The following is a 12,817-nucleotide window of genomic DNA, read 5'->3' on the forward strand; positions in this document are numbered from 1 at the left end:
GAACGACCGGTGCCGACTCAGACCGGCGGGGCGAAGCCGGCGTCGGTGAGGACCTTCTGCCCGGTGTCGCCGAGCACCAACTGGACGAACTCCTCGGCCAACTGCTGATGGGTGCTCGCCTTCAGTGTGGCGATCGGATAGTTGTTGACCACGTTGGTGAATGCGGGATCGCCGACCGCGGTCACCTTGGCGCCCGCGGCCTTGGCGTCGGTAACGTACACCAGACCCGCGTCGGCCTCACCGGAGGTCACCTTGGTCAGTACCGCGGTGACCGATGACTCCTCGCTGACCGGGGTGATGTCGATCCCGGAGTCCCGTTCCACCTGGGCGGTCGCGGCGCCACAGGGCACCTCGACCGCGCACACCACCGTCTTGATGCCCGGATTGGTCAGGCTCGCAAAGCTTTCCACGCCTTTGGGATTACCGGGGGCGGTGACGATGGTCAGGGTGTTGCGGGCGAAGATCTGCGGAGTGTTCACCTTGTCGCCGAGTTTGGTCATGGTGGCCTCGTCGGCGGTGGCGATCACGTCGGCGTCGGCCCCCTGATTGATCTGGTTGACCAGGGCCGACGACCCGGCGAAGCTCGGCTTCACGTCGACGTCGGGATGCTGCTGCTCAAAGGCCTTCTCGATCGCGGTGAAGGTCTGTTTGAGCGACGCCGCCGCGTACACATTCAGGATTGTCGTCGAACTGCTGTCGTCATCCGACGAGCATCCGGCGGCCGCGACGGTGACCGCGGCAATCGCGACCAGTACACCGATGACTCGACGCATTTCTCCGAACCTGGACATGCACTCTCCTGTCATGATTGCCGACCACCTCCTCAGAGGTCGGCCGCGTTGCGTTCGACGATGACCGTGGTGGCCTTGACGACGGCGGTCGCCACCACCCCGGGCTCGAGTCCGAGTTCGCGGGCGGCCTCGGCACTCATCAGCGAGGTCACCGAGAACGGACCGCATTGCATGCCGACCTTGGCCATCACGCCGTCCATCTCGACATCGGTGACCAGTCCGGTGAAGCGGTTGCGGGCCGATCGCAGCACCGGCGAGTCGTCGGCGGCCGCCCGCGCGCGCTCCACGGCGAGCTCGGCGAGGCGTGCCCCGTCGACCGTCGTCACCGCACCGTCGGCGGAGGACTTGTCGGTGGTCGTCGGTAACGTTCCGGCCGCAATCCATCGACGCACGGTGTCATCACTGACCCCGAGCAATGCGGCGGCGTCACGGACCCGAATGGAGGACATGAGCTCACCCTATCCGCAACTGAGAGATAAGTGGCGCCCACGGCACGCAGATGCGGTTAGATGACTCGATTCGCGCCGTCACCGATGAGTTCGGGCACCGGCCCGAGTCGGTCTCTGCGGATTGCACGACAACCGAAAAATTCACTGGCCAAACCACCCCTACCGTCGATTAGCGTGGAGACTCATGAGCGCACACCCCACACCTTCCGCCTCGCCCGCGATCGAGGCGATCGATCTCGTCAAGACGTTCGGTGATTTCACGGCCGTCGACGGGGTGTCATTCTCGGTGCCCACCGGCACGGTCCTGGGCCTGCTCGGCCCCAACGGCGCCGGCAAGACCACCATCGTCCGGATGATGACGACGCTGTCGCTGCCCACCAGCGGCACCGCCCGGATCGCCGGGTACGACGTCGTCGACTCGCCAGAAGCGGTGCGGCGCAACATGGGCCTCACCGGGCAGGCCGCCACGGTCGACGAGATCCTCACCGGCCGTGAGAACCTCAAGATGATCGGTGGTCTGTACGGCATCGGTCGGCGTGACCTGACGCGGCGCAGTGAGCGACTCCTCGAGCAGTTCTCACTCACCGAGGCCGGCGACAAGCAGGTGCGGTCGTATTCCGGCGGTATGCGCCGCCGCCTCGACCTCGCCGTCTCACTGCTGGCCGCACCCCCGGTGCTGTTCCTCGACGAACCCACCACCGGGCTCGATCCCCGCAGTCGCAACGAGCTGTGGGATGTGTTGCGCGAGTTGGTCGATGCGGGCACCACCCTGTTGTTGACCACGCAGTACCTGGAGGAGGCCGACCAGCTCGCCGACGACATCGTCGTCATCGACCGCGGTTCGGTGATCGCGCACGGCACGCCGATGCAGCTCAAGGAGCAGGCCGGCGCCGCCAGCGTCGTCATCACCCTGTCCGACGAGGACGCCCTCCCGCAGGCCCGAGAGTTGCTGGCCCGCACCGGCAACGAGGTGTTCGTCGACGCCGGCGCACGCACCGTCACCACCGCCGCGTCGGGGCTGTCGGATCTGACCCGCATCGCCGGCTGGTTCGACGAGTCGCAGATCGCCGTCGACGACCTCGGCCTGGTCCGCCCCAGCCTCGACGACGTCTTCCTGACCCTGACCGGCCACCGTGCCGAAGACACCGCCGACGACGCGTCGGAAACCGAAGGAGCAGCATGACCACCACCGCCTCCACCTCATCCACCGCGCCGTCGGCCACCGTCGACCGACCGGCCGTGCACCAGACCAATCTCGCACAGCAGTCATGGATCATGGTGCGCCGCAATCTGATCCACACTCGACGCATGCCGGAGATGCTGTCGGACGTGACGATCCAGCCGATCATGTTCGTGGTGCTGTTCGCCTACGTCTTCGGCCCGGCGATCAGCCTCGGCGTACCGGGCGTCAGCTACAAGGAGTATCTGCTGCCCGGCATCATGGGGCAGACCATCGTATTCACCGCGTTCATCGTCGCCACCGGCATCACCGCCGACCTCGAGAAGGGCATCGTCGACCGCTTCCGTTCGCTCCCCATCCGACGGTCGTCGGTGCTCGTCGGGCGCAGCGTCGCCAGCCTCATCCACTCGTCCATCGGCATTGTGGTGATGGCGATAACCGGTTTGATCATCGGGTGGCGCATCACCACATCCGTCGGTGAGGGCATTCTCGGATTCGCCCTGGTGCTGCTGTTCGGGTTCGGCATGATCTGGTTCGGCATCCTCATCGGGTCGTGGCTGCGCAGCGTCGAGGCCGTCAACGGTTTCATGTTCTCGGTGCTGTTCCCGCTGACCTTCGTCTCCAACGCCTTCGTGCCGACGCAGAACATGCAACCGTGGCTGCGTGCGATCGCCGAGTGGAACCCGATGTCGGCCATGGTTCAGGGCATGCGCGTGCTGTGGGGTAACGGGCCCGACGCACCCGCCGACGCCGCCTGGCCACTTCGCCACCCGGAGCTCGCCACCCTCATCTGGGCGGTGATCCTCACCGCCGTCTTCGCCCCGTTCGCACTGCGCAACTACGCCAAGCGCACCGCGGACTGAGGTCACAAGTGCTGGCGCTGCCCGAGTACGTGTCCGACGTGTCGCCCAGCGGCCTGTACGGCATCCACCGGGGACGGCCGGTCCCGGTGACCTGGGTTCGTGGGAGGTTGTACCTGGTGGCGTGGGCCGATTCGCCGATGCCCGAGGGTTTCGACCCGATCGACGGGGTCGACCCGGCGACGGTCATGCCGAGGGGTCAGGCGATCGGGCGACGGGAGGTGTCCGAGGACGAAGTGTCCTCGCTGGTTCAGATCACCACCGTGTGCCAGTGGAAGAACACGAGCTGGAGCATCATCGGCATCAGCGACACCCGGTGTCACCTGCAGCGCGGCAATTCCTCCGGTGACACCGTGGACATGGCATGCCGGCCGGGTCCCGGCCGAGGAGCCTGGTATCACCGCTGGCCGGGGGTCGAGGCGATGAGCGAGGACCTGGCATTCACCACCATCGACCATGCCGAAGCGGCTGCGGTGCGGGTCAAGCGCCGCCCATGGCGCAGCTCGGGCCTCGCGACGGAGACGTTCTTCGTGCGGTCGCCTGCCAGGTCTCCGTACCTCGACCACGGCAGCGCCCTCGAGATGGCTCGGCATGACGCCGGCGTCGACACCGTCGAACGCATGCGGGATGGCTGGTGCTCGGTCGACGGCTCGGGTGTGGTGGTGTTCGCGGTCGCCGACACAGCAACGGTGTTGACGCCGGGCCGGTCTCGTGCGGAGACCGAGGCCCACGCGACCACCGTCTGCGTTCCGTAGGTGCCGTGACGTCCCGTGCGCTGAGCTCACATTCGCTCAGGTCCCATTCGCTCAGGTCCCATTCGCTCAGGTCACAGCAGATGCAGTAGCCCGAGAGCGGCGATGCTCAATGCGTCGCGCAGTTGGCCGGTGTCGAGTGCGCGGGCAATGTCATCGGCGGTCAGCCAGACGTACGCCCGAGACGACCGTGCACGGGTGTGCGGATCGACCTCGGTGACCTCATCGGCCAGAAAGATCCGGCAACGCATCTCGGTCAGGTGCGGCTGAGCTTCCAGGTAGACCGTGTGCACCGGCCGCGTGGACGTGAGTCCGAGTGCCGTCATCCAGCTGGTGTTGTCGACGGCACGCGTCCGATCGGTCACCATCGGCGTGCCGCCGCTGCCCAGATCGACGACGGTGATCGGCACCGTCAGCCGTGGTCCGGCGCACGGATAGAAGGCTGTGTCGGTGACCATCAGGACGCGCTGATGAAGGTCACGCGCGAGGTTGACCATCGCGTCCGGCGCTTCGACGACGCCATACGCTCGGTCGTTGCCGAACTCGTCGAGAACCGTATCCGCGCGGACGAGCAGATTGTTGGTGGCGTAGACGGGTCTCGAATCGACATGCGACAACATGCGCGTCAGTATCCACGACGCGCGTGCAGCCCAGCCCTACTCCGTCGCCGCCAACGCCGCGAGCGGGTCGCTGTAGATCGCGTCCAGCGCCACCGCACCGGCCGCCTGCTGCTGCACCGTCGCACCCGAATGTGACACCCGCACATCCCGATTCGGGATCACCGAGGTCTTCCGGAGCGCCGCGGCGACGGTCGGCAGGGTGGTCGGATAGTCGGTGAAGGCCTGGCCGCCGAGGATGACGTGATCGGGATTGAAGATGTCGGCGATCAGCGCGACGGTGCGCCCGAGCACCTGCGCACGCTCATCGAGCAGGGCGCGGGCGGTGGCGTCACCGCCACGTGCCAGCGCGAGGATGCCCTCGATGTCCTCGACGGGAAGGTTCAGCGACTGCGCGGCCTCGACGACGCCGGTGTCGCTCACCGTCGGCTCGAGTCGACCGGTGCGGTTCGGGTCGAGCAGAGTCGTGCCCGCGGCCGGGAAGTGACCGATCACCGGCGGACCGCCGGCCGGGGTGTGCACGGTACCGTCGACGCTGAACGCGATGCCGACCATTTCGCGGGCGTAGAAGTAGAGGAAGCTCGACCGCTGGTCGGCGTCGGCCTCGGAGGGATTGACGACGAGTTCGGCCGCCGCCATCGCCTCCACGTGTGAGGCCACCGACACCGGCAGACCCACCGACTCGGCGATGACGCGTCCCACAGGTGCCTGATCCCAGCCCAGTCGCGGATGGTCGACGAAGCCACCCGGCGACACGCGACCACCGATGGCCACGCCCGCCCACAGGATGCGGCGGTTGGTCCAGCGGCCGAGGAACCGTCGGGCGCTGTCGCCGATGGCCGACAGCGTCTGCTCTGGTGATTCGGCGACCGGGGTGGGGATCTGGATCGCGCCCACCACCCGATGCAGCAGATCGTGAGTGGTGATCGAGGTGACCTTGAAACCGATGTGGATACCGAGGGTGAGGTAGGTCGCGACATTGAGTTCGAACGGCAGCCGCGGGCGTCCGATGGCCCCGGCCGGTGCGAGATCGGCGCGTTCGCGCAGCAACCCGGCCTTCAGCAAGGCCCCGACCTGCCGGTTCACCGTCGAGATCGACAGGCCGGTCAGTTCGGCGGCCTCGTCGCGGAACACCGGGCCGGACAGCCGGGCGGTGCGCAGCACCAGAGCGGCGGGCTTGTTGGAGAGTTCGAGTTGCGGAGTCGCTACCTGAATGGCCCGACCCCCTTTACGGTGCGCCCGCTCCGGCGCCGGACCCGGAACCGGCCGCGGCCTCGTGGTGCGGATGGGGGCCGTTGCGGTGCGGGTGCGGTGATCGATCGTTGCGGTCATCAGAGTTGTGTCCTCGTGAATGTGCCACAGGCACCGAACGGCGTCCAACGAACGTTGATCGGCGTGGACCACACCGGAACGCGCGCACTCGGGGCTGTGGGATGGAAGTTGTCGCTGAAGGGGGGAATCAAGCCGGGCGTCGGATTCGCAACCGACGCATCACAGGGCGATTCAGGGCATTCGGCGACAACAACACAGGACACGAGCGAACGGCAGACGACATCCCAGGGCGGTGATCATGTAGGTCACCTCCGGGATACGGGTCTGCTCACTCGAAGCCATGAGAGAGAAGCTAGCAACGGCAGAGGCCACGAGGCAACCCTCACGGGAGTTCGTCACACGACATTTCGGTGGTCTGACCTGCGCACATACGCGTTCACCGGCGACAATAGGCCCGTTCGGCGTACTACACCCCGGTTACACGCACGGCGCGCAAAACTCGTCGGTAGAAGCTGTCGGTGGCACGACGTAGCCTTGATCACATGTCCGGCACCACCGCGACCCCCACGCCCTCGGCCACCTCCGATGCGGAGTTCCTGCAGGCCATTGAACCGTTTCGACGCGAGATCATCGCGCACTGCTACCGCATGATGGGTTCCCATCACGACGCCGAGGACCTCGCGCAGGACACCTTCCTGCGGGCCTGGCGCGCCTACGACAAGTTCGACGGCCGCTCGTCGGTGCGCACCTGGCTGCACAAGATCGCCACCAACACCTGCCTGACGGCCCTGCAGAGCCGGCAGCGCAGGCCACTGCCCTCCGGTCTGGGCGGCGACGCCTACGACCCAACCGACACCCTCGCCCAGGACCACGAGGTGCCCTGGCTCGAGCCGTACGCGGGCACCGTCAACGAGATCACCCCCGGCGACGACGCCGACCCCGCCTATGTCGTCGGGGCGCGTGAGTCCATCCGGCTGGCCTTCATCGCCGCTCTGCAGCATCTGCCGGAGCGTCAGCGCGCGGTGCTGATCCTGCGCGACGTCCTGCAGTGGAAGGCCGCCGAGGTGGCCGACACGATCGGCGTGAGCACCGCAACCGTCAACAGCCTGCTGCAACGCGCTCGTGAACAGCTGAAAAATGCCCGCCCCGAACAGGATTCACCGGCGCAGCTCGACGACGCCGCGCAACGCGAGTTGCTGGCGAAGTACGTGTCGGCCTTCGAGCGGTACGACGTCGACGCCATCGTCGACATCTTCACCGATTCGTCGATCTGGGAGATGCCGCCGTTCACCGGGTGGTATCTGGGTGCCGAGGCCATCGGCACGCTCATCCGCGGCAACTGTCCGGCGGAGAAGGCCGGGGATCAGATCCTGCTGCCGACGGTCGCGAACGGGCAACCCGCATTCGGTCTCTACATGCGCGAACCCGACGGCATCCACCGCCCCTTCCAACTACAGGTCCTCGAACTCGATCCGGTGTCCGGGAAGGTCGCCCACGTCGTCGCCTTCTTCAGTGACACGATGGTCGAGGACTTCGCCCGGTTCGGCCTTCCGCCGGCACCATATGACGCCCCGCCCGCCGACGGGCCCAGCGCGTATCACCAGGTGGGGCGGGACTGAGAGCCGGCGGACATCGAAACCGCCTCAGCATGCCGGAATCCGCGATCCGTCCATCCAGACGACCTCCCAGGCATGCCCGTCGAGGTCGCAGAAGCTGCGTGAGTACATGAATCCGAGATCCTCGGGTTCTCGCAGTACGGTGGCCCCACCGGCCAGTGCCCCGTCGACGCAGACGTCGACGTCCTGACGCGTCGATGCGGAGAACGCGACCACCGTCTCGCGGGCCTGGCCGGGATCGCAGATCGGGGTCGCGGCATAGCCTGCGAAGCGGCTCCGCGCGTGCAGCACCACCATCGTCTGCCGATTCACCCGCATACATGCTGTGTTCTGATCACAGAACACAGCATCGAAGGAGAAACCCAGCCGGCCGAAGAACGCGCGTGCGCGGGCGACGTCGACGACCGGCAGGTTGACGAACAGCATCGGTTCCACACGACCTCCTTCCGACCTCTCACCGGGTACAGACCTGAGGGGCGCCTCAAATTCATCGCTGCGGGCCCAATAGGCTTCACCGCATGGGTGTCATCTATCTGGTGCGTCACGGGCAGGCCGATCCGAAGGCGTATGGGGTGGTGGGCACGGAATCGACGAGCGCATCCGGTGAGGTCGGCGGATTGACCGAGGCCGGGCAGGTGCAGGCCCGACTGACCGGGGCCCTGCTGGCCGGGCGGACCGCAGAGTTCACCGCCGCCGTCAGCGGTGACCTCCCCCGGCAACGCGACACCCTCGCCGGCGTGACGAGTGCCTTCGACTCGACGCCGCCACCGGCTGTCGATCCGCGCTGGAACGAATACGAGATGCCTGCCCTCGTCGGCGAGGCGAGTGCGGCGGAGTACGCCGACGGCCGTGGTTATCAGCAACGCCTCGACGCGTCGCTGGCGCATTGGATCGATCAGACGGGACATCCCGACGCGACCTCTGATGGCACCGGGGAGACCTACGCGCACTTCCGCGCCCGCGTCGACGCTGCCGGACGCGACGCCGCCGCGCTGGCCGGTAGCGGTCAGACGGTGTTGGTGGTGTCGTCGGCGGGTGTGATCAGCCAGTGGATCGCCGACCTGTGGGGTGTACCCCCGGAGAAGTGGCCGACGGTGTCACGGGCGATGGTCAACGCGTCGGTGACCAAGCTGATCGTCGGTCGACGCGGGGTGTCGGTGGTGTCGTTCAACGAACACGCGCACCTCGACGACCGCGACGGCGGGGTCGCCACCTTTCGGTAGGAGAACCCCGATTCCGTTGACGGCGCTCTGTTCCGCGTTGACAGCGCTCTGAATTCCGTTGACGGCGCTCTGAATTCCGTTGACAGCGCCCTTGATTTCGTTGACAGCGCCCTGAGTTCGTTGACAGCGCCCTGTTCCGATGCCATTGCCTCAGGACGGAACCAGCGCTACCACCGGAGGTCTCGACACCTCCTCGGCTAGCGCCTCGTCGGGCTCGACCGGCGAAAAATGGTTTCCCTCAAAGAAACTCAGAGCGCTGTCAACGCCAGACCGAGCGCTGTCAACGAGATTCAGAGCGCTGTCAACGTGCTCGGGTTACCCGAGGTAGCGCAGCCCGTTGGCGATGAACTCGGCGGTGGCCTCCGAGGCCTTCTCGGCGCCGGCCTCGGCGGACGCGCCGACGCGGGCGCGGTGACTGATCCCCTCGGCGATGACGCCGAGCTTGAGGCTGGCGAGTCCGAGATAGAACTCCCAGTCGCCCAGGTCATTTCCGGTCGCGGTGACGTACCGCTGGGCGATCTCGTCGGCCGAGGGATACCGGGGCGAGGTCCATGCGGCGTCGAAGCCGAGGACGACGTCGAACACCGGCTCCCGGTACACGCACATCAGCGCCACGTCGGTGATGGGGTCGCCGAGGGTTGACATCTCCCAGTCCACCACGGCGGCAACCTTTCCCGGATCATTCGGATCGAGGATCGTGTTGTCGACGCGGTAGTCGCCGTGCACGATGGTGGCCCGCGCATCGTCGGGCACCCGCTCGGACAGCAGGGTCACCAGCTTCTCGACGTCGGACAGTTCCCGGGTCTTGACGATCCCCCACTGACGCGACCACAGTTTCACCTGTCGCGCGGCAAAGCCTGCGGGACGGCCGAATTCGCCGAGTCCGACCGCCGCGTAGTCGACGGCATGCAGCCGCGCCAGCGTCGTGACCAGGCCGTCGAGGTTGCGGGCGACGTCGTCGTCGGAGAGTTGGTCGAGTTCATCGGCGGTCCGGATCACCGATCCGTCGATGAACTCCACGATGGTGCACGGCGCTCCGAGGACGTCGCCGTCGGCGTCGAAGGCCACGGTGGGCGCCACCGGCACGTCGGTCTGCCCCAACGCCCGGGTCACCGTCCACTCGCGAGCCATGTCGTGCGCCGACGGCGTCAGTCCCCCGGTGGGTGGACGGCGCGCGATCCACCGCGTCACCCCGTCGGTCACCGAGAACGTCAGATTGGACTTGCCACCGCTGATCAGATCGATGCTGAGGTCGCCGGCGACATCGACACCGTTGTCCTCCAGGAACTTCCGGAGAACATTCGCGTCGAGAACCTGCCGCGGATCCACCGACGTCGCGCTCATCGCTTCGCCTCGGCGGCGGCAGCGGCCTTGCGGGCGCGGCCGATCGCCCGCCGGGCGATGGCCCAGCGGTGCACCTCGGAGGGACCGTCGTAGATCCGGAACGGGCGCAGTTCGCGCTGCAGGCGCGCGAGCGGCAGGTCATCGGAGACGCCCATCCCGCCACACATCTGGATGCTGCGATCGGCAATACGGGTGAATGCCTCGGCGGCAAAGGTTTTGGCGATCGATGTCTCGTTGGACGCATGCTTGCCCAAATCGAGTTCGGCGCACGCCTTCACCAGCAGGGCACGTGCGGCGGCCAGGTCGATCTCGTTGTCGGCCACCATCTGCTGGATCATGCCGAGATCACCGAGGGTGCCACCGAAACCCTCACGGCGGGAGACGTAGTCGACGGCGACGTCGTGACAGCGCACCGCCGAACCCATCCACCGCATCACGTGCGTCATCCGTGCGGGGCCGAGACGCACCTGCGCATACCGGTAGCCCTCGTCGACCTCACCGAGAACGTCGTCATCGGGGACGAAGACGTCGGTGAAGGTGACCTCGCAGTGCCCACCCACCATCGACCGGTCGGTGGTGTGGATGTGTCGCCCGACAACGATGCCCTCGCGATCGGCCGGGGCCAGGAACATGGTCGCGCCGCCCCGATCACCGGGCGAACCCGCGGTGCGGGCCATGATGATGAAGAAGCCCGCGCCGTCGGCGCCGGTGATGAATCGCTTCTCGCCGTTGATCTTCCAGCCACCGTCGACCTTGACGGCCGCGGTCCGCAGGGCATTGGGATCACTGCCGGCACCGGGTGACGGCTCTGTCATCGCGAACGCCGACCGCACGTCACCGGTGGCGAGCGGCGCGAGATACCGATGCCGCTGCTCCTCGCTCGCGATGTGGGCGAGCATGTGCACATTGCCCTCGTCCGGCGCGCCGATGTGCAGGGCCACCGGGCCGAAGGTCGAGTAACCGGCGGACTCGAAGACCGGTGCGCGGTCGGACATGTCGAGTCCGAGTCCACCGAACTCCACCGGCGCGTGCGGTGCGAAGACGCCGGCCTCCTTGGCCTTGGCGTTCATCTCCCGGCGTACGTCGTCACCACCGGCCGCCTCGATGTCGCCGCCGAACTTCTCCTCGATCGGCAGCACCTCCTCGCGGATGAACTGCGACGTCTTCTCGACGAGGTCGACGACGTCGGGGCCGTAGCTCAGGTCGATGGGCATGGGGTCTCCTCACTGGAGCCCGGCCGACCACCGCGCTGGACTCGCGCTCGCCGACCGAGCGTTCGCTCCGTCGAGCAGACACACTGCCATCCCGGCCCACGGCGGTCAAGTACCTCGTCGACGACCGTCGACGAGAGCGTCAGCCCCGACCGTAACCGACGATGTCGCGCGCGATCTTCAGATTGCGCTTGATCAGCTCGTCGGCGTCGAGTTCCCCGTCGAGTTTGAACCAGGTGGACACCCCGACGCACATGGTCGCCACCGCGCGACTGGCGTCCTTGGGGTACTCGGTCGCGAAGTCGCCGGCGGCCACCCCGGCAAAGACGATCTCGTCGACCATCCGCTGCTGACGATCCCGGTGCCCGATGTAGGTCGACTTGTAGGAATCGTCGAGGCTGCGGATCTCGGTGGAACCGACAAACGCCTGCTCCCGGCGATACATGTGGAACCGCAACAGCGATTCGACCACCGCGTCGAACTGATCGACGGGTTCGTCACCGGCCTCGACGATGGCCTGCGCCGAGCGCGCGAGCAGATCGGTCATGGTGCGTTCGAGCAACCCCTGCAGCAGGGACTGCTTGGACGGGTAGTGATGGTAGAGCCCGGGCACCGACAGGTTGGCGCGCGCGGCGATCTCCCGGACGGACGTGCCGTGATAGCCGTGCTCGGCGAATGCCGCCAACGCCGCGGCCAGCGGAACCGGCAGTTCGGGCTCGCCGAAGTCACGCCACGACGTCGTCGTGCGCGCAGCTCCGCCGGCCTCGACTCCGTCAGTCATGAGTCCAACATATCCTCACCGGGCTCAGTGGCCACACTCCTGGTGACCACCTGCACCAGCGACATCATCAGGCCGACACTGAGCTCGACCACCTCATCCCGATCCAGTGGGATCTCGCCGTCGAGCCACGTCGACAGCAGTCGGCCCAGGCCACCGACCTGAAACTGGGCCGCGGCGATGGCCCGCGGCCCCGCCTCGGCGTCGAGGGCGTCGCTGGCCGCATGCAGGGTCAGCATGGCGAACAGCGAACTCGACTCGCTGCGTTTGGCCGCGAGCACCGGCGACAACAGCGACGGCGAGAACAGCAGCGATCCCTTGCGTCGGTCGTCGTCGATCACGTCGACGATGGCCCCGACGGCCCCGGAGACCTTGTCCTCGATGCCGATGCCCGCGGCGAAGGCGGTCAGCGCCGAATCCGAGATCTCCTCGATCACCTGGTCGAAGGTCGCCTCGACCAGCGCGTCGGCGGATTCGAAACTCTCGTAGAAGTACCGCGGATTGAGGCCCGAGGCCCGGCAGACGCCGCGCACGGTCACCGCCCCCTCGGTGTCGAGGAGCCCCAGAGCGGAATCGATCAGGGCCTCCCGCCGACGAGAGACCCGCTCGTCGCCGTCGACGCCCCCGTAGGACCGCAGGACCGAGGACCGCTCGCCCTGGGTGGTTCCACGAGGATCGGTCGCCGGCCGGTCACCAACAGACGGGTCATTCACGCGTCCCATCT

General features: G+C 67.1%; 14 protein-coding genes. 5 read left to right on the forward strand and 9 right to left on the reverse strand.

The features are described from left to right. Positions 1-17: 17 nt before the first annotated feature. Positions 18-791, reverse strand: coding sequence for a molybdate ABC transporter substrate-binding protein (gene modA / locus ABLE92_RS19765; RefSeq protein ID WP_348806491.1), 774 nt, complete (start codon positions 789-791; stop codon positions 18-20). Between the two features lie 32 nt (positions 792-823). Continuing rightward, a complete protein-coding gene (locus ABLE92_RS19770; protein WP_348806492.1) occupies positions 824-1,240 on the reverse strand; it encodes a TOBE domain-containing protein in 417 nt (138 codons plus the stop codon). 184 nt (positions 1,241-1,424) lie between these two features. Here ABLE92_RS19770 and ABLE92_RS19775 point away from each other — a divergent pair, with 184 nt between their 5' ends. The 3 genes from ABLE92_RS19775 to ABLE92_RS19785 are packed head-to-tail and all read left to right on the forward strand — an operon-like array spanning position 1,425 to position 4,035. Beyond that, positions 1,425-2,423: an ATP-binding cassette domain-containing protein gene (locus tag ABLE92_RS19775; RefSeq protein ID WP_348806493.1), complete on the forward strand. Its 999-nt coding sequence runs from the start codon at positions 1,425-1,427 to the stop codon at positions 2,421-2,423. Continuing rightward, positions 2,420-3,283: an ABC transporter permease gene (locus tag ABLE92_RS19780; protein WP_348806494.1), complete on the forward strand. Its 864-nt coding sequence runs from the start codon at positions 2,420-2,422 to the stop codon at positions 3,281-3,283. The genes ABLE92_RS19775 and ABLE92_RS19780 overlap by 4 nt, the downstream gene beginning before the upstream one ends. 8 nt (positions 3,284-3,291) lie before the next feature. After that, the gene (locus tag ABLE92_RS19785) at positions 3,292-4,035 is read left to right on the forward strand and encodes a hypothetical protein (RefSeq protein ID WP_348806495.1); all 744 of its coding nucleotides are present in this window, start codon (positions 3,292-3,294) and stop codon (positions 4,033-4,035) included. 71 nt (positions 4,036-4,106) lie between these two features. Here ABLE92_RS19785 and ABLE92_RS19790 read toward each other — a convergent pair whose 3' ends face one another. Further along, positions 4,107-4,652 carry an NUDIX hydrolase gene (locus ABLE92_RS19790; protein WP_348806496.1) on the reverse strand — a complete coding sequence of 182 codons (546 nt, stop codon included), beginning with the start codon at positions 4,650-4,652 and terminating at the stop codon, positions 4,107-4,109. Between the two features lie 36 nt (positions 4,653-4,688). Next, a complete protein-coding gene (locus tag ABLE92_RS19795; protein WP_348806497.1) occupies positions 4,689-5,981 on the reverse strand; it encodes an ROK family protein in 1,293 nt (430 codons plus the stop codon). Positions 5,982-6,463: 482 nt separating this feature from the next. On the opposite strand from ABLE92_RS19795, the gene ABLE92_RS19800 reads away from it, so the two are divergent. After that, entirely contained in the window at positions 6,464-7,540 is a 1,077-nt protein-coding gene (locus tag ABLE92_RS19800) for a sigma-70 family RNA polymerase sigma factor (RefSeq protein WP_348806498.1), read from the forward strand. 24 nt (positions 7,541-7,564) lie between these two features. Here the strand turns inward: ABLE92_RS19800 and ABLE92_RS19805 are convergent, their stop codons facing one another. Then, on the reverse strand, positions 7,565-7,972 hold the full coding sequence (locus ABLE92_RS19805; RefSeq protein WP_348806499.1) for a VOC family protein: 408 nt from the start codon (positions 7,970-7,972) through the stop codon (positions 7,565-7,567). Positions 7,973-8,055: 83 nt separating this feature from the next. Here ABLE92_RS19805 and ABLE92_RS19810 point away from each other — a divergent pair, with 83 nt between their 5' ends. Further along, positions 8,056-8,760 carry a histidine phosphatase family protein gene (locus ABLE92_RS19810; protein ID WP_348806500.1) on the forward strand — a complete coding sequence of 235 codons (705 nt, stop codon included), beginning with the start codon at positions 8,056-8,058 and terminating at the stop codon, positions 8,758-8,760. Positions 8,761-9,075: 315 nt separating this feature from the next. Here ABLE92_RS19810 and ABLE92_RS19815 read toward each other — a convergent pair whose 3' ends face one another. The 4 genes from ABLE92_RS19815 to ABLE92_RS19830 all read right to left on the reverse strand — a co-directional run bounded on the left by ABLE92_RS19815 (position 9,076) and on the right by ABLE92_RS19830 (position 12,815). Continuing rightward, positions 9,076-10,104 (reverse strand): phosphotransferase family protein, encoded by a 1,029-nt coding sequence (locus tag ABLE92_RS19815; protein WP_348806501.1) that lies wholly within the window; start codon positions 10,102-10,104, stop codon positions 9,076-9,078. Beyond that, positions 10,101-11,318, reverse strand: coding sequence for an acyl-CoA dehydrogenase family protein (locus tag ABLE92_RS19820; protein WP_348806502.1), 1,218 nt, complete (start codon positions 11,316-11,318; stop codon positions 10,101-10,103). Before ABLE92_RS19820 ends, ABLE92_RS19815 begins: the two co-directional genes overlap by 4 nt. Positions 11,319-11,457: 139 nt before the next feature. Beyond that, entirely contained in the window at positions 11,458-12,096 is a 639-nt protein-coding gene (locus ABLE92_RS19825; RefSeq protein WP_348806503.1) for a TetR/AcrR family transcriptional regulator, read from the reverse strand. After that, positions 12,093-12,815, reverse strand: coding sequence for a TetR/AcrR family transcriptional regulator (locus tag ABLE92_RS19830; RefSeq protein ID WP_348806504.1), 723 nt, complete (start codon positions 12,813-12,815; stop codon positions 12,093-12,095). Before ABLE92_RS19830 ends, ABLE92_RS19825 begins: the two co-directional genes overlap by 4 nt. Positions 12,816-12,817 lie beyond the last annotated feature (2 nt).

It is taken from the genome of Gordonia oleivorans (genome assembly GCF_040044975.1).
GTDB classification, from domain to species: domain Bacteria; phylum Actinomycetota; class Actinomycetes; order Mycobacteriales; family Mycobacteriaceae; genus Gordonia; species Gordonia oleivorans.

Excerpts from the sequence above, each read along its gene's own strand:
- modA (WP_348806491.1), bottom strand. The coding sequence starts at position 791 with ATGTCCAGGTTCGGAGAAATGCGTCGAGTCATCGGTGTACTGGTCGCG.
- ABLE92_RS19770 (WP_348806492.1), bottom strand. The coding sequence starts at position 1,240 with ATGTCCTCCATTCGGGTCCGTGACGCCGCCGCATTGCTCGGGGTCAGT.
- ABLE92_RS19775 (WP_348806493.1), top strand. The coding sequence starts at position 1,425 with ATGAGCGCACACCCCACACCTTCCGCCTCGCCCGCGATCGAGGCGATC.
- ABLE92_RS19780 (WP_348806494.1), top strand. The coding sequence starts at position 2,420 with ATGACCACCACCGCCTCCACCTCATCCACCGCGCCGTCGGCCACCGTC.
- ABLE92_RS19790 (WP_348806496.1), bottom strand. The coding sequence starts at position 4,652 with ATGTTGTCGCATGTCGATTCGAGACCCGTCTACGCCACCAACAATCTG.
- ABLE92_RS19795 (WP_348806497.1), bottom strand. The coding sequence starts at position 5,981 with ATGACCGCAACGATCGATCACCGCACCCGCACCGCAACGGCCCCCATC.
- ABLE92_RS19800 (WP_348806498.1), top strand. The coding sequence starts at position 6,464 with ATGTCCGGCACCACCGCGACCCCCACGCCCTCGGCCACCTCCGATGCG.
- ABLE92_RS19810 (WP_348806500.1), top strand. The coding sequence starts at position 8,056 with ATGGGTGTCATCTATCTGGTGCGTCACGGGCAGGCCGATCCGAAGGCG.
- ABLE92_RS19815 (WP_348806501.1), bottom strand. The coding sequence starts at position 10,104 with ATGAGCGCGACGTCGGTGGATCCGCGGCAGGTTCTCGACGCGAATGTT.
- ABLE92_RS19820 (WP_348806502.1), bottom strand. The coding sequence starts at position 11,318 with ATGCCCATCGACCTGAGCTACGGCCCCGACGTCGTCGACCTCGTCGAG.
- ABLE92_RS19825 (WP_348806503.1), bottom strand. The coding sequence starts at position 12,096 with ATGACTGACGGAGTCGAGGCCGGCGGAGCTGCGCGCACGACGACGTCG.
- ABLE92_RS19830 (WP_348806504.1), bottom strand. The coding sequence starts at position 12,815 with ATGGGACGCGTGAATGACCCGTCTGTTGGTGACCGGCCGGCGACCGAT.